The organism is Deltaproteobacteria bacterium, from assembly GCA_016218975.1.
In the GTDB taxonomy this organism is placed as follows: domain Bacteria; phylum Desulfobacterota; class Deferrimicrobia; order Deferrimicrobiales; family Deferrimicrobiaceae; genus JAENIX01.
The window spans coordinates 1-19,159 of sequence record JACRCO010000036.1 but is presented as its reverse complement, the minus strand read 5'-3'; the positions used below and the strand labels follow the sequence as shown (position 1 = coordinate 19,159).

21 protein-coding genes are annotated in these 19,159 nt (G+C 63.2%); 2 read left to right on the top strand and 19 right to left on the bottom strand.

What is annotated here, in order from left to right:
* Positions 1–28 precede the first annotated feature (28 nt).
* The 18 genes from HY896_04395 to HY896_04310 form a co-directional block, all read right to left on the bottom strand.
* A complete protein-coding gene (locus HY896_04395) occupies positions 29–790 on the bottom strand; it encodes a hypothetical protein (GenBank protein ID MBI5575584.1) in 762 nt (253 codons plus the stop codon).
* A gap of 62 nt (positions 791–852) precedes the next feature.
* The gene (locus HY896_04390) at positions 853–2,385 is read right to left on the bottom strand and encodes a hypothetical protein (protein ID MBI5575583.1); all 1,533 of its coding nucleotides are present in this window, start codon (positions 2,383–2,385) and stop codon (positions 853–855) included.
* Positions 2,378–3,889: a hypothetical protein gene (locus tag HY896_04385; GenBank protein MBI5575582.1), complete on the bottom strand. Its 1,512-nt coding sequence runs from the start codon at positions 3,887–3,889 to the stop codon at positions 2,378–2,380. The genes HY896_04390 and HY896_04385 overlap by 8 nt, the downstream gene beginning before the upstream one ends.
* An 8-nt stretch (positions 3,890–3,897) precedes the next feature.
* A complete protein-coding gene (locus HY896_04380) occupies positions 3,898–4,614 on the bottom strand; it encodes a hypothetical protein (protein ID MBI5575581.1) in 717 nt (238 codons plus the stop codon).
* 19 nt (positions 4,615–4,633) lie between these two features.
* The gene (locus HY896_04375; protein ID MBI5575580.1) at positions 4,634–5,851 is read right to left on the bottom strand and encodes a hypothetical protein; all 1,218 of its coding nucleotides are present in this window, start codon (positions 5,849–5,851) and stop codon (positions 4,634–4,636) included.
* A 248-nt stretch (positions 5,852–6,099) separates the two neighbouring features.
* A complete protein-coding gene (locus tag HY896_04370) occupies positions 6,100–6,453 on the bottom strand; it encodes a sulfite exporter TauE/SafE family protein (GenBank protein ID MBI5575579.1) in 354 nt (117 codons plus the stop codon).
* Positions 6,454–6,739: 286 nt separating this feature from the next.
* Positions 6,740–7,381 (bottom strand): lactate utilization protein, encoded by a 642-nt coding sequence (locus HY896_04365; GenBank protein MBI5575578.1) that lies wholly within the window; start codon positions 7,379–7,381, stop codon positions 6,740–6,742.
* Positions 7,378–8,070 carry a ribulose-phosphate 3-epimerase gene (locus HY896_04360; GenBank protein MBI5575577.1) on the bottom strand — a complete coding sequence of 231 codons (693 nt, stop codon included), beginning with the start codon at positions 8,068–8,070 and terminating at the stop codon, positions 7,378–7,380. Before HY896_04360 ends, HY896_04365 begins: the two co-directional genes overlap by 4 nt.
* A gap of 87 nt (positions 8,071–8,157) precedes the next feature.
* Positions 8,158–9,600: a 16S rRNA (cytosine(967)-C(5))-methyltransferase RsmB gene (rsmB, locus tag HY896_04355; protein ID MBI5575576.1), complete on the bottom strand. Its 1,443-nt coding sequence runs from the start codon at positions 9,598–9,600 to the stop codon at positions 8,158–8,160.
* On the bottom strand, positions 9,483–10,403 hold the full coding sequence (locus HY896_04350) for a methionyl-tRNA formyltransferase (GenBank protein ID MBI5575575.1): 921 nt from the start codon (positions 10,401–10,403) through the stop codon (positions 9,483–9,485). Before HY896_04350 ends, rsmB begins: the two co-directional genes overlap by 118 nt.
* Before the next feature lie 23 nt (positions 10,404–10,426).
* Positions 10,427–10,900: a peptide deformylase gene (gene def, locus HY896_04345; GenBank protein ID MBI5575574.1), complete on the bottom strand. Its 474-nt coding sequence runs from the start codon at positions 10,898–10,900 to the stop codon at positions 10,427–10,429.
* On the bottom strand, positions 10,872–11,876 hold the full coding sequence (locus HY896_04340; protein MBI5575573.1) for a diguanylate cyclase: 1,005 nt from the start codon (positions 11,874–11,876) through the stop codon (positions 10,872–10,874). The genes def and HY896_04340 overlap by 29 nt, the downstream gene beginning before the upstream one ends.
* Positions 11,877–11,887: 11 nt before the next feature.
* On the bottom strand, positions 11,888–12,970 hold the full coding sequence (locus tag HY896_04335; protein ID MBI5575572.1) for a GAF domain-containing protein: 1,083 nt from the start codon (positions 12,968–12,970) through the stop codon (positions 11,888–11,890).
* Positions 12,967–13,323: a response regulator gene (locus HY896_04330; GenBank protein MBI5575571.1), complete on the bottom strand. Its 357-nt coding sequence runs from the start codon at positions 13,321–13,323 to the stop codon at positions 12,967–12,969. The genes HY896_04335 and HY896_04330 overlap by 4 nt, the downstream gene beginning before the upstream one ends.
* A complete protein-coding gene (locus HY896_04325; GenBank protein ID MBI5575570.1) occupies positions 13,320–13,931 on the bottom strand; it encodes a UbiX family flavin prenyltransferase in 612 nt (203 codons plus the stop codon). Before HY896_04325 ends, HY896_04330 begins: the two co-directional genes overlap by 4 nt.
* A 37-nt stretch (positions 13,932–13,968) precedes the next feature.
* The gene (locus HY896_04320; protein ID MBI5575569.1) at positions 13,969–14,820 is read right to left on the bottom strand and encodes a UbiA family prenyltransferase; all 852 of its coding nucleotides are present in this window, start codon (positions 14,818–14,820) and stop codon (positions 13,969–13,971) included.
* 17 nt (positions 14,821–14,837) lie between these two features.
* Positions 14,838–16,280 (bottom strand): menaquinone biosynthesis decarboxylase, encoded by a 1,443-nt coding sequence (locus HY896_04315; protein ID MBI5575568.1) that lies wholly within the window; start codon positions 16,278–16,280, stop codon positions 14,838–14,840.
* A gap of 32 nt (positions 16,281–16,312) precedes the next feature.
* On the bottom strand, positions 16,313–16,678 hold the full coding sequence (locus HY896_04310; GenBank protein MBI5575567.1) for an arsenate reductase ArsC: 366 nt from the start codon (positions 16,676–16,678) through the stop codon (positions 16,313–16,315).
* A 154-nt stretch (positions 16,679–16,832) separates the two neighbouring features.
* Here HY896_04310 and HY896_04305 point away from each other — a divergent pair, with 154 nt between their 5' ends.
* A complete protein-coding gene (locus HY896_04305; protein ID MBI5575566.1) occupies positions 16,833–17,180 on the top strand; it encodes a winged helix-turn-helix transcriptional regulator in 348 nt (115 codons plus the stop codon).
* A gap of 23 nt (positions 17,181–17,203) precedes the next feature.
* Here HY896_04305 and HY896_04300 read toward each other — a convergent pair whose 3' ends face one another.
* Positions 17,204–17,461 carry a Smr/MutS family protein gene (locus tag HY896_04300; protein ID MBI5575565.1) on the bottom strand — a complete coding sequence of 86 codons (258 nt, stop codon included), beginning with the start codon at positions 17,459–17,461 and terminating at the stop codon, positions 17,204–17,206.
* Between the two features lie 64 nt (positions 17,462–17,525).
* Here HY896_04300 and selB point away from each other — a divergent pair.
* On the top strand, positions 17,526–19,159 hold a 1,634-nt coding region (selB, locus tag HY896_04295; GenBank protein MBI5575564.1), incomplete at its 3' end, for a selenocysteine-specific translation elongation factor.

The window sequence follows — 19,159 nt, the reverse complement described above, 5'->3', positions numbered from 1 at the left end:
AAGGGTCCCTCCTCATCCGGTCGCCGGTTCATTTCCCCTCGAGGATGCTTCGTATCGTCTGCTCCACCGAATCCCGGGCCGCGGGCCGGGATGTCTCCGGCCTTGTCGATTCCCCGGCAGCAGCCGGGACGCCTCGTTGGCCTCCCCCTTCAATCCCGACTCGCGAAAGGGCGCCGACCGAGGCTGCGAAGTCCGCCACTGCCTCCGCAAACATCCCCTGCATCACCTGGTTCGTGTACGCGTGGGAGCGGTCCACCATGCACTGGATCCCAATCCCGCATCCGTCGTAGAGGCTCGGCTGGTTCTTCCATACCCGTGTGACCGTCTTCTCCCAGATGAGACGCTTGTCCGCCTTTCGCAGCGCCCGGAGGGCAAGGGCGAATTCATTCGGAGTGGTCCATGCACCGGAGGCATACGCCTTCTCCACAGTCCCCTCGATGAAGAACTCCTCGTCCGCAAGCTCCGACGGGCTGTAGATGAAACGGACCGATCGGAAGGCGCCGGAGGCCGCCATCTCATCGGCGAGGGACTTCGCCCACAGCTCCGGCGTCAGCGCCGTGATCGAGCCGCTGATGCCCGACTTCGCAAGATTGTACATAAGACTTTTCGGATCGAATACGCTCCCCCGTTTTGTGAAATCCTCCGTGCCGTCCTTGAACGGAAGGACCGCGACCTTTACCTGATGCTTCACCCCTTCGGCCGCAGGCGCGCCCGCCTTGTAGATGAACTGCGAGTTGACCCCGCACCCCGCGGCCAGTACAAGCATCCCGATCAGGACAGTTTTACGCATCCCCATCCCTCTTTCTCCGCAGAATTTATTCCATGGCCTGGCCCGCATTTCCGTCGAGCATCTCATCGGATCTTCTCCCACCATCTGTTGATCCTTCCCGTGTCGGCAACCTTCGGCGTCCCGAGGGGCTCTCCGCGCCGCGCCTCGAGCGTCTCTCCGGGCGCAAGGGTCACGGCTCCGCCTCCACCCCGCGAGGCGGCGCGTACCCTGCCGTCGAGCACCACGACGGCCGTCGTGTCCCCGGAAGCGAACACTGCCACCCGGGCGGACTCGAAGTCGAATGCCAGCGCCCCGGCGGATATTTCGAATCCGCCGGGTCTCCGGCTTTCGATCCCCCCGACGGGCGGCCGGTACGATTCGAAATAAAGAAGACCTGCCTCCAGAGACAGCCTGCAAGTCCCGGATGGCCTGCACTCCCCGAGCGTCGCTTTCGAGTCCGGGCCGATGCGCAAATCGCTACCGTCCCATAGGGCTACCGCCGCTCCCCGTTTCGAGGTCACGACCGGTTCGTTCGAACCGATCGCCTTCGTCCCGGCATCGCTGCCCCAGAGAATTCCTTCCGCTCCGGACGCCGCTTCCTTCGCAAGGGCCGTTTCTATCCCGCCGAGCTCCTTTTTACGGTCGGCTGCATAAGCGCCCATCTCGCCCGAATCTTCCGCGCGGCTCGCCTGACCGCCTGATCCGGAAAGCTCCAGGGCGGCCTTGAGGATCGCCCGCTCCCGCTCCGCCCGGCAGTAGAGGCCGATTACCGGATCCTTGCAGGGATCTTTCCATGGAGTAAGCGTCCCGTCCGAGAGGAGGGCCTCGGAAATGCCGCTCATCCGGAACAGCGCGCGCTCCTTCCACGACAGGACGAAGAGTTCGCCCGCGCGGCAACGGAGCATTCCCCCCAGGCCTCTCCGTACGACGACGAAACTGTTCCCGCGCAATGCGTAGACCTCGTCGCCGTCGGAGAAGTAAAGCAGCCCGCGCGCGTCATCTACCGCAAGCGACGGTATGCGGGAAATGCCGGGAAGAAAAGCGAACGGCCGGACCGGGCCGCCCTCCCGCAGGGCGTAGATTCCCGGCCCGACCGAGAAAAACAGCTCCCCGCGCGCGAGGGCCATTGCGTCTATCGGCGCGTCCAGCTCGAGCAGCGCCTTGTACCCGGCGCGCTCCTTGAAAATGAACAGCAGCGGCTTCCCGTCCGGGGAGATCCCGGCGAGGAAAGTCCGCTCACCGTCCGATGCGAAGATCCGGCTCTTCAATGGAACATCCAATAGTTTCCTCGGCACGCGTCCGTCCACGACGTAGAGGACGTCGTCCACGAGAAATTGCAGGTTCCGGCCGGCGAAGCCGAGCCATGCCGGATCCTTGAGAGGCTCCCCGAAAAGTGGTCCTTCCGCGCCTGCGTCGAATATGTTGTCCCGGGTGAGAACGAGCACGGCTCCATCGGGACCGACATCGAACACGAAAGGGTTGCCGAGGGGAGCCGTGTCGAGCACCTTGCGGACTTCCACCCTTTGGGAAACCGCCGCGGCCGGCGCCGCAAGGATCGCCGCCAACGCCAGCAGCGCGCACGCGAAAGAGCAGCGGCATGCGCCACCCCTACTCATGCGCGTGCCCGGCCTGCCTCAACTTCGGCATGGGGAATTTCCCGGTAACATCGTCGAAAAGATTGTTCAGGAAGTAGACGGGAACCAGGTCCGCGCTCCTGGACAGCGCCTTCGCCTCGGCCTCGCTGCCGTAGGCGATCACGCGGGGGGCATCCACGATGATCCCTCCAACGTCGTCGGCGGTCGTTTTTACCGCGGACAGGATCTTGTACCCAGTCGTGAGGGACTTCCCGTAAGGGCAGTTCTTCTCCACGTACCCGGTGATGACGTCCTTCACCAATTCCTTCGGGCGGTCCTTGATGAACTCGGTAAGCCCCATCCGCTCGTCGGCCTCCCGATACGAGGACTTGAGATTGCACCACCAATCCGGCCCCCCCCGATCGATGTAATCATCGAAGTAATCCTGTACATGAGCCGCGACACCCAGGGGATCGATGAGCCCCAGCCCTTGCGCCAAGACCTGTTCCTTGACCTTTTCGGCGGCCGTCCCGCCGTCCTGCCGTCCTGCGGACAATTTAGGCAAGGGGGGGACGACGGATGCTTCGAGCCTGTTACCCTTGTTCCACTTCTTTTCCCATTCCGCCTTCAGGTCGATCACTTTCGCATCGTACCGAAACCCCTCCCCGGGCGTCCTTCCTCCCTTCCCGGCAGCCTTGAGACCTTCCACGAGATTGCGGGTCCTGCCCGCATGGGAGGCGGAGCTCGAACGGGTGCCACAATATCCCCCGACACCCGAGGCTTTATCGGCCTCAAGCCGGTGGCTGGCGGCATCTCTTTTCAGCGATTCCGAACGCCTGATATAGAGGTCGGCATCCCCGAACCGCTGCGACCCGCCGCTTCCCGGCGATTCAGGATTCATCCCTGCGGCCCGGTGCTCCTGCCGGAGGCGTTCCACTGCGCGCGCCGCCTCGCCCTGCAGGTCCCGGCATGCCTGGTTTGCCGAATTCGCCGCCTTGCGGTAGGACTCCTGTACCTGGCGAACGAAGTCGGCGGACGAGCCTTTTCCGGCATATGACGTTATGTTCGGCGGAGAGGGACAGAAGAACGAGGGGGGATTGCAGCGCTCCGGCGAGTCGAGGCACGCCTCGATCCCCTGGAGCGCAGTGCCGATGCTGCCCTCCATCCGGCTGAAGTATTGACTGAGCCCGGGAACGGCTCCACGGTCCTGGCTCGCGGCGGCCGCACCCTGCCGCAACTGCGGCAGCATCGCCCTTGCCTGTGCGACCTGCGCCTTGATGGATTGCCTGAGCGCGGCCGTGTTGACGCCTACGGCCGGTGCGGCGGATCCCGGCAGATCGAGCTTACCCGTCCCTTTCAGGAACCGCCGGCGCTCCGCGGATTTTCTTTCGTAATCCCGCGCTTCCCGTTCCGCCGAATCCGCCCGTTCGCAGAGGCGGTCGGCCTTGTCCTTCCCGGTGTCCGACCATGCCTGCGTTGGAATCAATAGAAGCGCAAGGAACAGGGCGCAGCGCCAGCCATCCGTTCTGTCGCCGCATCCGCGCATCTGCGCAATCAGCGAGCCGACATCGACATGAGGAGTCCCCGGTTGCTCTCCTTGAGCCGTTCCAGGTGGCGGGTGTCCGCGTCGACCTTCCTCGACAGCTCGTCGGCTGCGACGAGCAGGAACTTCGCGTTCGCGATGCCCATCAGGCGGTTGTGGGCTTCCATGAGGCGGTTCCCCTCGTTTTCGAGCTCATCGGCGCGCAGTTCCAGCGGGCCGGCTTTCTTTTCGGCCTCCATCGCGATCTGTCCCGACCTGGCCTGGGCGCTCATGATCCCTTTCGCGTCGCTCGCTTGCTGCCCCTGGATCATCTTGCCCGTCAGGGACGAGGCAAGCGCGGCATTGGAGGAGAACCCTCCTCCGCCCATTCCGCCCACGCTCGACATTATGCTGAACATGTCGCCGAGCATGCTTGATATGGCGGCGGTTTCCTCCGCCTTGCTCCGTAACGCCTCCCCCTTCTTCGAGGACTCCGAACGGAACCCGCCTGCCTTTTTCCGGAGCTCCCCGGCAGCCGCGTACTTCTTGTTCGCGGCTTCCTTAAGGAGTTCCCCCTTGCGTTTGAGCCCCTCCGCCTCCTTCCGCAGGCTGCCCGCCTCGGCCGCTGTCATGAGAGAGGGGGCTTTTTCGGCCTTCGGCAGGAACAGCGGGCTTTCGGCGACCGCCGCGCCCCGGCCGAAAATCAGGAATCCCGCGAAAACAACCGCAGTCGGAATCGCGTATTTCATCGTTCGCCTCCCTGCAGGACTATTTCGCAACGACGCAGCCGGTTACGTACAGTTTAAGCGGCTTGTAGTACGATTCGGTCTCGAGCAGCATCCGCTGAATGTCCTCCTTGTCCCTGCGGATCACGTTCTGCACCGACTGGAACCGCTCGAGGGCCCTATTCGCCGACTGCGATCCCTTTTCCGCCCCGGTGTCCACCCTGCCGAGGGGGCCGCTGCCCAGGACCTCCTCGGACAGTTCGGCGGTCTCAAGCTCGTTGGAGACGTTAGTGCTCGCGGCGATGGCGGCTTTGACCATCTCGTCCCGCTCCCTGTAGACCTCCCACTTCCCGGCCAATTCTTTCCTCTGCGTCTCAAGGATCGCCAGCGCCTGGAGGGCCTCCGAGAGGTTTCCCTCGGAGTCGGGCCTGGCCTTGAGGCCGGCGGAAGCGCACATGTCGGGAAGCGCTCCGGAATCCGCTCCCTTCTCGAGTTCGTACAGCCGGCGCCTGAGAACATCCGGGTCCCCGGCGTTTTCTTTAATGGCGGAGGACAGCGCGAGAGCACAGGAGTGCTTACGGAGCAAAGGGCTCCTGGAAACCGCTTCCGAGATCGCCCCGGCCAGGTCCGGCAATCCGGGCCGCTGTGGGGCGGAACGTATCCATCCCCCAACCTCCGCAGCTTGGGGGGCATCGGGGAACTTCGCGAGAAACGCCTTGTATCCGTACTGGTTCCCCCACTGCTTCACCTGACGGAAGGTCGTCTCCTGCAGGAGCTTTCTCCCTTCCGCCTCGAACCGCGAACCCGGGTACCGGTACAGGAAATACTCCTTGGGCATGGGGGAGGGGTCCTTGCGGGCACTTTCGAACTCGAGCTCCTCGAGCCGGTTCCGTACCTCCTGCGCTCCGCCGTGTCCCTTGAAATAGGCGAGAAACTCGTAAAGGGCATCCACGGAGGTTTCCTTCTGCGCAGCCTTGAAGGCGAGGTCTCCCACCATGGCGGCGGTCTTCGGGTCGGGGTTTGTCTTCATTATCCCGACGCACTCGGCCACCGATCCCGCCTTCATGATCCGCTCCTTTTCCGATTTCCCGATCAGTTCGCGAGCCTCGTCCGCGTGGCCGCTTTGCGGATAACGCTGAGCGAAGTCTTTGTAGGCTGCGGGGGTGTTCACCTCCCGCACCATGTTCCATGCGGTGATTTCCGGTGACGTCGCGCAACCGGTGAAGACAAGAACGAAAATCGCAAGAATGATCCTTTTCATCCTCTTCACCTCAAGGACGGGTTTTGAAATTCCATATTTGAGTGAATTTCATTCATGTCGACAGTGCAACCGGTTTGGTCGGTAACGAATGGCTGTTCCAGGAGATGTTTCAAGGATGCCCGCCACAATATATATATCGAAGCGGTCGGGCAGTACCTTTAATAATTTTTTGCAGGATGAGTATTATCGGAGGAAAGTGCTGATCGGAAAATCGGCCGGACAAGTTTCCGCGTGATTGTTACTATCCATTAACGGGCCGTCAATATGTATATCGCCCCCATCACGATCAACACGCCGCCGAAAAGACGCTTCAGGAGCAGGTCGGGAAGGGCGACCGCGTATCCGGCGGAGAGCCAGGATCCCGCGAGGAAACCCGCGATAAGGAGGATCGCAGCGGCGACGTTTACCTGCCCTGCCCGGTAGAACTGGAGGAAGGCAAGGATGCCTATGGGCGGAAGGAGCATCGCCAGCGACGTCCCCGTCGCCGTCTTCTGCGTGAACCCGAAGATATACACCATCGCCGGGATGACGAACACTCCGCCGCCTATCCCGAACATCCCCGACACCGCCCCGGTGAACACCCCTATGACCAGAAACCCCATATATATCAGCGGCAATAGAGCGTACCTCCTTTCAACCCGGATAATGCATGACGCGATCAAACTTACGTGCGAGCCGCCGAAACGGGGTGCCCCTCGCGGGGGCGTCGAGCGACGAAGCGGGAGCCAGGGAGGGCGGGCCGCTCTTGCGCATCCATGCGCCCGCGGCACGCTGCCGTCCATGGCAGCGTGCTTTGGAGCTCGCGAGCCGCAGCCCGGCCATGGACGGCCGGGCAAGGCGTCCCCCGCGAGGGGTACCCCGCGAGGCGCTCGCACGTCGTTCGATCGCTTATAACCCCATAGGCTCGCCGCATAGGAGCACGGTGATGTCGGAGTGCGGCGGCCGTCTCTCGATCATCGAGTAGACCCGGCAGATCCGCTGGGGGGAATTGCAATCCTCGCAGAATCCGGTCGTAGCGCAGGGTGTGGCCAGCTTCAGACGCTTGGTGTTTCGGGGCGCGACGTGGGTTTTTATCCTGCGTATACCGTCGTCCACGTTCGCCACCACTTTCTGGCAGCCCGCCACGACGACGATCTTTTTCGGGCCGAAGGTCATGGCATTCGTCCGGTTACCGTTCATGTCAAGGTTGACAAGAACGCCGCCGAGCGTCACCGCATTCGTGCCGGTGAGGAACAGGTCGCAGGTGAGCTGCCCGAGCCTCGCCGCCGCCTTTTCGGCCTGCGGAACCCGCCCGTGATCGAAAAGTTTCTTTCCGCTCTCCTTGAGGGTGTCGTAGATCCCCAACTCCGCTATCGTCATCGACCCGCCGAAGCCGATGGATCCGGCCTTTTCGCACTCCTTCAGCACGCGCTCGCGCGCTCCTTCCCTGCCGGAGTGGTATTCGGCGTCGAAGCCGTTCTTTCGGAGGGCCTCGACGCACTTCTTCCCCCTCAACTCGAGCTGCCACAGTCCGAGATCGACGCGGTTCATCGCTTCCCCCCTCCCGCCGCCGCCGATGCCGCCTGGCGGATGCTTTCCTTCATCCGGGAGATCGTCCTGCCGTAATCCTTCGTCCCGAAAATCCCCGATCCCGAAACGATCACGTTCGCGCCTGCCCTGACGACCTCGGAGACGTTGTCGGCCTTGATCCCTCCGTCCACCTCGATGTCCACCTGCAGCCCGGTCCGCGCAAGCTGCGACCGCAGCAGTTCGATCTTCCCCGTCATCCCCGGCAGGTACGCCTGCCCGCCGAACCCCGGGTTCACCGTCATGAGCAGCACCATGTCGACGTCGGTGAGGACCCACTCTACGGCGGACAGGGACGTGGAGGGATTCAGCGCGACGCCGGGCTTTTTCCCCAGTTCGCGGATCCGCGCCACCGCGCGCTGAAGGTGGGGGGTGGCCTCCGCATGGATCGTGATGACGTCGGCGCCTGCATTCGCGAAAGCCTCGATATATTCCTGCGGCTCGACGATCATCAGGTGGACGTCGAGCGGAACCGTCGCGCAACGCTTTATCGCTGCGACCACCGGGGGTCCGATCGTGATGTTCGGGACGAACCGGCCGTCCATGACGTCCACGTGGAGCAGGTCGGCGCCCGCGGCCTCGACGGCCCGGACCTCCTCCGCAAGCCTGCCGAAATCGGCGGAAAGGAGCGACGGCGCCACGTAATAATCCATGGAATCCTCCATGTTCAGCCCTTGTAGATCGCGGTCGATTCTATCATGTCACTATCATGCATTTCCCACCATGGTTCGTAGTGAGGGCTAACCCTTCCGCAGCAGCGCGGCGAAGAAGCCGTCGGTCCCGTGCCGGTGGGGAACGAGCCGCACGAATCCTTCCGGCGTCCATGCGTCCGGCGGTCCCGGCCAATTCCCCGCGGCTTCCCGGCCGAGGATCGCCGCGCCGGTCTCCTCGCGGAACGCCTTCACCACTTCCTCGTTCTCCTGCCGCAACGGCGAGCACGTGCTGTATAGAAGGATCCCCCCCGGCGCAAGCGATGCGAAGGCTCCCCGAAGAATGGACCGCTGCAAGCCGGCCATCCGCTCCGGGTCATCGGGACGGAACCTCCACTTGGCGTCGGGATTCCGCCGGATCACCCCCATCCCCGTGCAGGGGGCGTCCACGAGGACCCTGTCGAATTTCTCCTCGAATCCCGGCAAGGGGCCCTTGGAAAAATCGTGCACCGCGGTCGTCATCCCGGTCGCGCCGAGCCGCGACGCCGTATCCCGCAGCGTCTTCTCCCTCGCGGCGGATGCGTCCGCGGCCACGATGCCGGCCTTCCCCATGCAGAGCGCCGCAAGGTGGGTCGCCTTTCCGCCGGGCGCCGCGCAGGCGTCGAGCACCGACTCTCCCTCGCGGGGGGAAAGCAGCGGGGCGATCAGCTGGGCTCCTTCGTCCATCACCAGGTAATCCCCCGAACGGAAACCGCGGTCGGCGTGTACGAGGCCGGGTTTTCCGATGATTATCCCGTCCTCCGCGTATCTGCACGGCCTCGGCTCCATCCCCGCTGCGGAGAGCCGGGAAAGGAGAGCTTCCCGCGAGCTGCGGAACCGGTTGGCTCTCACTACGAACGGAGGTTTTTCAAGGGAAGACGCCAGGAAGGCGAATGCCTCCTCCTCTCCCAGCGAGCGAATGAGCGCAGTGAGAAGGTGAAGCGGGACCGAAAGCTCCGCGGCCTTCCTCGGGAGGCCGTCCTGCGGCAATATCGGCGACTTCCCCGCACGGACAACCGCCCGAAGCACCGCGTTCACTAGGCCGGCGGGTTTCTCTCCGCGCACCCGTTTCACGCAGGCGACCGTCTCGAACAGGGCCACCCTCTCGGGTATCCGTGTAAAGATAAGCTGGTAGGCGCCAAGCCGCAGCGCGTTGCGCACCACCGCGTCGGTTTTTTCGATTGGCCGCGAAAGAAACGGTGAGAATGAAAGGTCGAGCGTGCCGCGCCTGCGGAGAGTTCCCATCACGAGCTCGGTGAGAAGCCCGCGGTCGCGCGGGTCGGGAAAGTCCTTGCCGCCCAGCGCCCGATCCAGGAGGATGTCGGCATACGCTCCCCCCCGATCGACGCGGGAAAGGATCGCAAGCGCCTTCTCCCTTACTGTGATAGCCGATCCCCCTTTTGCACGCGGCGCCCCTGCGCATACGCCCAGGAGGCCATCGGGCGGCCACCCTCGGGCTGCACCTGCACGAGCGCCAGAGACCCCTCGCCGCAGGCGACGACGATCCCGTCCTTTCCGACCGCGACGATTTCGCCCGGCGTTCCGCCCGGAACATCATGATCCTCGCGAACCGCAGCCGAAAGGATCTTGAGCGCCTTTCCTCCATGGAACGCGTAGGCCGACGGCCACGGCGCCATGCCCCGTATCAGGTTCCGGATTTCACGTGCGGATTTCGTCCAGTCGATCATCCCGTGCTCTTTTTTCAGCATCGGCGCATAGGAAGCCTGCGAATCCTCCTGCCGGATTTCAACGAGCGTTCCAGCATGGAGATTGCGCAATGCCTCCATCAGCGCATCGGCGCCGAGGAGGGACAACTTGGGGAAGAGGGTTTCCGCCGTGTCGTAATGGCCGATCGGGATCTCCCGGACATGGAGCATCGGACCGGTATCCATCCCGACGTCCATTTTCATGATGGTCACGCCGGTCGTTTCCTCGCCGCGGACGACCGCCCAGTTGATCGGAGCGGCCCCCCGGTATTTCGGAAGCAGGGATGCATGCACGTTGATGCAGCCGAGCTTCGGAATGTCCAGGATGGATTTCGGAAGGATGTGGCCGTACGCCACCACAACGATAAGATCCGGATGCTCTCCCGCGATCCTCGCCACCGAGTCGGGGTGTTTGGCCTTCTCCGGCTGGAATACCGGCAGTCCCAATCTCTCGGCTTCCACCTTCACGGGCGGCGGGGCAAGCGTCTGCCCGCGCCCGGAAGGACGATCCGGGTTGGTCACAACAAGCACCACGTTCTCGGACGTAGCCAGCGCGGAAAGGGAAGGGACGGCGAACGCCGGCGTACCCATGAAGATTGTCCGGAAGGGAGAGCTCACCTCGACGGGGCGGCCGCGGCGGCGGAGATCCGGTCGATGAACAGGATCCCGTCGAGGTGGTCGATCTCATGCTGCAACGCCCGCGACAGCAACCCTTCAGCCCGGACCTGGACCGGCTCTCCCTGCGTATCCAGCCCCCGAACGAGGACTGTTTCGGCGCGCATCACTACTCCCTCGACGCCCGGAATGCTCAGGCATCCTTCGGTCCCTTCGACCTTGCCCTTACGTTCCACGATCACCGGATTTACCAACGCCAGCGGGGCGGTCTCATTCTCCACGGGGGATACGTCCACGACGATGACGCGCTTCCCAACCCCTATCTGCGGCGCCGCCAGCCCTATGCCCTTCGCGGCGTACATGGTCTCGAACATGTCCCGGACCAGCTCCCGGGTCCTGTCGTCCACCCCTGTAACGGGAGAAGCCTTCCTGAGCAGGAAGGAGTCAGGAAAGGTAAGTATCGGCCGCAGCAATTGAATTCGCCTTTTTTAACGGATAGTAACGCACGACGTCCTTTCCGCTTTCCTTCCCCCAGTATAATGCCCTGTCGGCGTTGCCCACAAGGTTCTCGACCGTAAGATCCACCCCGGGAGAAACGGTGGAAACCCCGAACGTAGCGGTCAGCCGAACCGGTTCCGGCGAGAGATCGAAGGACCGCTCCCGTATTACGCCCTGGGCCCTTTCCGCCGCGCGAACCGCCTGCGCCGGGTCGGCATTCACCAGGAGCCACGCGAATTCGTCTCCTCCCAGCCGGGCGATCGAATCGTACACTCTCCTTACCCCGTTCAGCAACGCACCTACATCGCGGATCACGCAGTCGCCTGCTTCCTGCCCATAACGATCGTTCAACGTCCGGAAATCGTCGATATCTACAATGATGCAGGACAGGGGACGGCCGATGCGCCGGGCCATTTCGACGTGCCTTGCGGCATCCAGCGAGAACCGCCGGCGGTTGGGGAGCCCCGTAAGCGGATCCAGCATCGCCTGCTCGCGCAGCGACCGGTTGGAATCCCGCAGCGACCGGTAGAGGGTGCCGTAATGGAGGAGCGGGGAGACCTTCTCCATAAGCAACTCCGGGGAAGTGTCGGCGGGAACCACGAGATCCACCCCCGCCGTCCGGAACAACGAGACGCGCATCAAGGCGTTCATTCCCCCGACCAGCACGACGGGGACTCCCGCCGCTCCCTCGCGCTCGCGGAATCTGCGGACGATATCCGCCTCCTCGCCGGCGGGGCCATGCTCTCCCAGGAAGATCCCGGCCAGATCCCCGCAGGAAAGCTCCGCTTCGAGGAGTCTCGACCAGGAGTACGCCTCCTCGATACGGTACCCTTCCGCGGAAAGGAACCCCGCCACGCGCCGCAGGACCGGCCACAAGGGACGAATGATCAGGATGGAACCGGCGGCTCCCGGCATATTCCGCGGTTCCGCACCGGAAACGGTTTTTTCCATCTGTTTACGCTTTATCCTCCATCGCCCAGCACTTTCGCGTTTTTCAAGGCGACCGCGGCGGCGTTTCCGAAAGATTCAAGGAGTTCCAGGTCTTCTTCCGCGAAAGCGGACTGCCGGTGATGATCGAGGTTAAGAACCCCCACGGTATCGCTCCCCCATTTGATCGGCACCGCCATTTCGGACCGCACGAGCGGATTCGCCACGACGTATCTCGCATCCCTGCTTACGTCCGGGACCAGTACGGATTTACCCTCTTTCGCCACCCACCCGGTGATACCCTGTCCGACCGGAAGCCGCACCGATTCCTTGACGCCCTCGCCCAATCCGCGTTCCGCCTCGATCCGCAGGGTGCCGGAAGCTTTGTCCACAAGGATCACGGAACCGCTGGAAGCCCCCATCAGATCCACCGCGCGATCGACGATGAGCTGGAAAAGGACGGACGGGTGGTGTTCCTCGTTCAACGCCCTGCTGATCTCCAGGATCGCCGCGATCTTCTTCGCCTTCCTGTCGAGGCGGGACACGAGGTGGGCATTCTCGAGCGCCACCGCGGCGAAGTTGGCCATCACCGACAGGAGCTTGAGATCGGCGTCGGACAGCTCCCGGCCGTCCAGCGGGGTGGCCGCGGCCAATACACCCACGACTCCCTCGCGGCCCCTCACGGGGGCGGCAAGGAAACCGCGAATGTCGAGGCGGCGCATCAGCCGAAGAAGTTTTCGCTCCGCGCCGAGACGGCTCTCGGAGACGATCATGCCCTCCCCGCTCGACAGTATCTGGGAAAAGACGTTGTCGTGGACCTCCTGCCGGTACTTGTCGAACTGCCTCCCCCGAGGTATTCCCGCGATCGACCGCGGAACCAGGTACTCCTGTCCCGGCTCCCTCAGCAGCAGGACGCTGCGCTCGACGCGCAGTATGGAAGTCGATGCGGAGACGATCAGGTCGAGGCTGCGTTGCACCTCCCCCGCGGGCGTGGCCATCGCCTGGGACACTTCGTAAAGGCCGGCGGTGAGCGCTGCGGCGAGGGATAGTTCGCGCGGCGCGGTGACGTGCCGCTTCTTGCCGCGCAACGCCTCGTACAGCACCGAGAGAACCGTCATTTCAACCCCAGCAATTTGCGGATCGTCTGCTTGAGCTCCGATACGTTCGCCGATTTGACTATGTACGCGTCGGACGCCCACGTGTTGAAATCCTGCCGGAACTCCCCGAATGCCGTCAGCAGAAGGACCGGAACGGAAGGGTTCTTCTCGCGGATCCGCCGGAGCACCTCGATCCCGTTCATGCCTGGCATCATCACGTCGAGCGTCACCAGGTCGGGCTGGAACTTTTCGAACTTCGAAAGCGCCGCCTGCCCGTTCTCCGCCAGCTCCACGCTATACCCTTCCTCCGACAGTTCGTCCCGGTACAACTCCCGGATATTTTCCTCATCGTCCACCACCAGGATCTTTTTCATCGGGTAACCTCCTCCCCCCAGCGGGGATGCGGCGCGGCATCCATCCCGAGCCGGGAAAGGATGCGCCACACGACGAAGTCCACGACCTCCTCCACGGAGGAGGGCTTGTGGTAGAAACCCGGGCAGGCGGGAAGAATTTCCGCGCCCGCCCGGGACAACGCCAGCATGTTCTCCAGGTGAATGCATGACAGCGGAGTCTCACGGGGGACAAGCACCAGGGGCTTTCTCTCTTTTAGCGCCACATCCGCGCATCGCTCGAGCACGGACGACGAGATGCCGCCTGCGATACGCCCGAGCATGCCCATCGAGCACGGAGCGATGACAACCGCATCCGGCGGGTTGGAACCGGACGCGAACGGGATGCCGAAATCGTCCTCCGCGTACAGACGGCACATGCCCGGCTCGGCGGGCATACGTTTCGCGAGCCACCGCTTCCTGGCCGGAAGGCCCGGTGGCGGCGGCGGCCCCGGGAGTTCCCCGGCCATGATGCCCCACGCCGTTTTCGTCACAAGAAGGTGCAGCTCGGCCCCGGCGGCAAGGAGGGCTGCCCCGGTGCGCATCCCGTAGACGGCGCCGCTGGCCCCAGAAATCCCGAGGAGAACCTTCATGGAGTTCCTCGAACCGTCCGGCCCGGCCCGGCGAGTATCAGAGCGCCAGGTCCAGGTATGTGAAAAGGCAAAGCGCGATGCTTACGACGCCGTTCAGGTTGAAGAAGGCGACATTCAGCCTCGACAAGTCGTTTCCCTTCAGTATCGAGTGCTCGTAAACGAGCACCGCGGCGCAAAGCAGCCACCCGGCCAGGTACCACCCTCCCAGCCTGAAAACATGATATCCCAGCAGCAGCAGGCCCGCCATGACCAAGTGAAACGCGCGCGCCACCCACAGCGACTTCCCCACTCCAAGATACCGCGGAATCGAATGCAGCCCCTCGCTGCGGTCGAACTCCATGTCCTGAAGGGCATAGAGGACGTCAAATCCCGCCACCCAGAAAACAACGGCGAAGGATATGACGAGGATGCGGGGGTCGAATCCGCCGGTGACCGCGATCCATGCCGCCAGCGGCGCAGCGCCCAGGCAGATCCCCAGTACGACGTGGGATGCCCAGGTAAACCTTTTAGTATAAGAGTAGGAAAAAAGCAGCAGAAGGAGGACCGGAGAGAGCTTGAGGCACAAGGGGTTAAGTTTCGCCGCCGACAAGGTAAGCAGCAGCACCGACAGGAAGATCATGACTCCCGCCATCCCCTTGCTGACCTGCCCGGCAGGAATGGCGCGGTTCCGGGTGCGCGGATTCCTCGCGTCGATCTCCGCGTCGACAACGCGGTTGAACCCCATCGCCGCGCTTCTGCCCCCCACCATCGCCAGCACTATGTAAAAGATCGTCTTCCCGGACGGCGATCCCCCCGCCGCGAGAAACGCCCCCATCAATGCGAACGGCAGCGCAAAGACGCTGTGCGCCACCTTGATCATTTCAAGATAAACGCCGACCCGCCCCAACATTTACAGGCCCGACCCCACTAAAAACCGTATTCCTTCCACCGCCGGTCGACGAGGTCGACGATCTCGTCCGGCATGCGGATATCTTCCGGCCACTCCCGCCCGAATCCTTCGGATGCCCATTTCCTCGTGGCGTCGATCCCCATCTTGGAGCCGTAGTGCGGGATCGGGGAGGCATGTTCAAGGGCATCCACCGGCCCCTCGACGACCATCACGTCGCGCCGGGGATCGACGTTGTTCCCGATGCGCCAGAGCACCTCGGACAGGTCCTGGACATTCACGTCGGAATCGAAAACGACGACGAATTTCGAAAACATGAGAAGACCGAGCCCCCAAACGGCGCTCATCACCTTCCGCGCGTGGCCCGGATACCGCTTGTCGATGGCGACGAAGGCGAAGTTGTGGAAGATCCCCTCGATCGGCAGGTTCATGTCGGCCACTTCGGGCACGATCTTCTGTAGGAGCGGCAGGAAGATCCTCTCCGTCGCCTTCCCGAGGAAAACGTCTTCCATCGGCGGCCTGCCGACGATCGTCGCCGGATAGATCGGGTTCCTTCGCCGCGTGACGCAGGTCAGGTGGAAAACGGGATAGCGGTCGGCGAGGGAGTAGTAGCCGGTGTGGTCCCCGAACGGCCCCTCCGTGCGAAGCTCCTCGGGATCCACGTATCCTTCCAGGATGATCTCGGCGTTCGCCGGCACCTCGATATCGCAGGTCCTGCAGCGGACCAGTTCCACCGGCTCCTTGCGCAGGAATCCGGCGAACATCATTTCGTCCACGTCCTCGGGCAGAGGGGCCGTGGCGGAGTAGATCGTCGCCGGATCTCCTCCCAGTGCCACCGCCACCGGCATCCGCTCCTTCTTCTTTCGGAAACCCCGGTGATGCTGGGCGCCTCCCTTGTGGACGTGCCAATGCATTCCCGTCGTCGTTTCGTCGTATACGTGCATCCTGTACATGCCGGCGTTGCGCCGCCCGGTTTCGGGGTCCTTCGTGAACACCAGCGGCAACGTGATGAACGGGCCGCCGTCACCCGGCCATGTTTTCACGACCGGCAGGAAGGAAAGGGAGGGACGATCCTTCTCGACGACTTCCTGGCACGGCGCGGCGGAGACCGTCTTCGGAACGAAGTCGGCAAGACGCGCAAGCTTCGGCAGCATCTTCAGTTTTTCGACGAAATTAGTGGGTATCTCCGGCTCGATCACTTCCCTGACGCGCCCTGCGATCTCGTCGAAGCCGGATACGCCGAGCGCGAGGCACATCCGGCCGATCGTGCCGAACAGGTTCATGGCCAGCGGCACCGATTTCCCCTCGACGTTTTCGAACAGGATCGCGGGACCGCCGGACTTGACCGCGCGGTCGGCGATCTGCGCAGCCTCCAGCTCGGCGGACACCGTCGCGGATATGCGTTTCAGTTCCCCGCGCGCCTCCAGGGCGGACAGAAATTCCCGCAAGTCGCGGAACGCCATCGTATCTCCTTACCGGAACGTGATCTGAATATTCATTCCAGGTTCTCCGGCATCCCATCCACGAAGGCGCGGATCCGGTTGCGTACGGAGCGGAATTTGGCCAACACCTCGGCTTCGGTCCCCCGCGCATGGATCGGGTCCTCGAACGGACGGTGAACACGCTTCCCCTGGCCGGGCCAAACGGGGCACCTGCTGTCGGCGTAATCACAAAGGGAAACGACGTAATCGAACTCGAGCCCTTCAAGCTCATCTACGTGCTTCGAGTACTGGCCGGAAATGTCGGCGCCGGCCTCCTTCATGACACGTATGGCCAGCGGGTGGACGAAGCAGGGGGAAACTCCCGCGGAATGCGCATCGATCCGATCGGATTTCAACGCATGTGCCCACCCCTCCGCCATCTGGCTTCGGCAGGCGTTCCCGGTGCACAGGAAGAGCACCTTCAACCGGCGGCCTTCGACGGCATTCTTCCTCAAGACCCGGCTCCTTCCTTTCGGCTTGACCCCCCAAAGGCGGATAGATTAGTTTATACTAATTTTTCGGGGGGGAATGTCGTTGAAGAGCATTTCGAAGGTATTCAAGGCATTATCCGACGAAACGCGCATCCGGATCCTGAAAATGCTGGAAAACCGGCCGCTTTGCGTTTGCGAAATCCAGTACGTCCTTAAAGGTTCCCAACCTAACGTGTCGCATCACCTGAAGACTCTCCACGAAGCCGGACTCGTCGAGTCGAAGAAGGACGGGCTGTGGATTTCCTACCGGTTGGCGGAGAAGCCCGAATCGTCCCTTCATGCGGCCGCGCTCGCGCTGGTCCGCAAATCGCTGCCTGCGGACGAAACCTTCCACAAGGATCGCCTGATCGTTGCGAACGTGAACAGGCTGGAGATTACCTGCCGCCGGTAACATGACCCGCCCGTGGATGCGGATCAGCCCCGCGGCCGCAACACCGCAACCGTCGCCCCCCAGCCGCCCGCTTCGGGCGGCGCATCGGAGTAGCTTTCCACCAGCGGATGCCGCGAGAGCACGCTGCGCACACGCTGCCGTTGCGTTCCGGTACCCCGCCCGTGGATTATCCTTACCTGCCTGTACCCCGCAAGAGATGCTTCCTCCAGGTAATCCTCGACGAGCGATGGAATTTCCTTCGGCGAGAAGGTGTGAAGGTCGATCATGTCCTCGATCGGCATTCTGCGGGGCTCGTCCATCGCCCCATGTTACCGTATCCTTTAAAAAACCGGTAAGATAGGCATCATGTCCAAAAGGGTGATCATCGGCACCGCGGGCCACATCGACCACGGAAAAAGCGCGCTGGTCAAAGCCTTGACGGGGATCGATCCCGACCGGCTCAAGGAAGAAAAGGAGCGGGGGATCACGATCGAGCTCGGGTTCGCGCACCTCGCGCTGCCTTCGGGGACACTGGCGGGGATCATCGACGTGCCCGGACACGAGAAATTCGTTCGCACGATGGTCGCCGGCGCAGCGGGCGTGGACATCCTCATGCTCGTGATCGCAGCCGACGAAGGGGTCATGCCGCAAACAAGGGAACACCTGGACATCTGCAGGCTCCTCTCCATCCGGCACGGGCTGGTAGTCCTCAACAAGTGCGACAAGGCCGACGAGGAATGGCTTGCGCTCCTGGAGGAAGATATCGGGAAATTCGTCAGCGGAACTTTCCTTGAGGGGGCTCCGGTGGTTCGCGTCTCCGCGGCGACCGGGGAAGGACTTACCGGGTTGATCGGAGAGCTGGACAGGATCGCCGCCGGAGTTACCGGGAAAGATCCCTCGCTTTTCTTCCGTCTCCCGGTCGACCGCTCCTTTTCGATGAAGGGATTTGGAACGGTCGTTACCGGAACGCTGGTGGGAGGAACGATCCGCGCGGGGGATGAAGTCCGGATCCTCCCTGCCGGACCGGTCGCACGGGTCCGGGGTCTTCAGGTCCATGGAGGACCGGCGGAGTTCTCGACGGCGGGGACGCGCACGGCCGTCAACCTCCAGGGGGTGGAAAAGGAGAGCGCCCCGAGGGGATCCGTCCTGTGCAGTCCGGGAACGCTGTTCCCCACTCGCATAGTGGAGACATATATCGAATATCTTCCCCTGGCCCCCCGCCCATTGAAAAACCGCGCCCAGGTTTCCTTTCACGCCTTTACCTCTTCCACGCTGGCGAGGGTCCTTCTCTACGGAACCGTGGAAATCCCGCCCGGGGGCTCAGGATACGCGCGGATCCACCTGGCGGATGAGATGGTCCTCCTCGGAGGGGACCGGTTCATACTGCGCGGATTCTCCCCCCTGGAAAACTTCGGCTACACGGTCGGCGGAGGGCGTGTCCTGCACCCCCTTCCTCCCCGCAGGAAGGGAGCGGCCAGGGCGGTGCCTGCGGCGCTCCCGATGCTCGATTCGGCGGAAATCGGCACCCGGATCATGGCGGCGATCGAGGATTCCGGATGGCAGGGGCTGGAGGACCGCGAGGCCGCGGCCATAACCGGCTCCGGACCGGAATCCTCCGTCAGGGAGATCGCAAAAGGCGTTGAATCCGGGCAGCTACGGCGAGTCGAAGGAAATACCCGGGTATGGCATCGATCCGCAGTGGAAGACGTCGGACGGAATGCGATCGAGGCCCTTTCCGTCCTGCACAAACGGTTCCCCGACAGGGAAGGGTTCCCGCGAGACGAGATCTCGACTCTGCTACCCGGTGGTCCCGACCCGGGGCTGGTCGCTCTTTCGCTTGCCGGGGCCGCCGAGGCGGGAAAAACCGGCGACTTCTACTACCTCCCCGCAAAGCGTCCCCGGTCGGTGGAGCTTTCATCCCCCCTGGCGCGCGCGATCACGGAGAAGGCACGCCAGGCGGGGCTCAACGCGCTTTCCAGGACGGAACTCACGGAATCCCT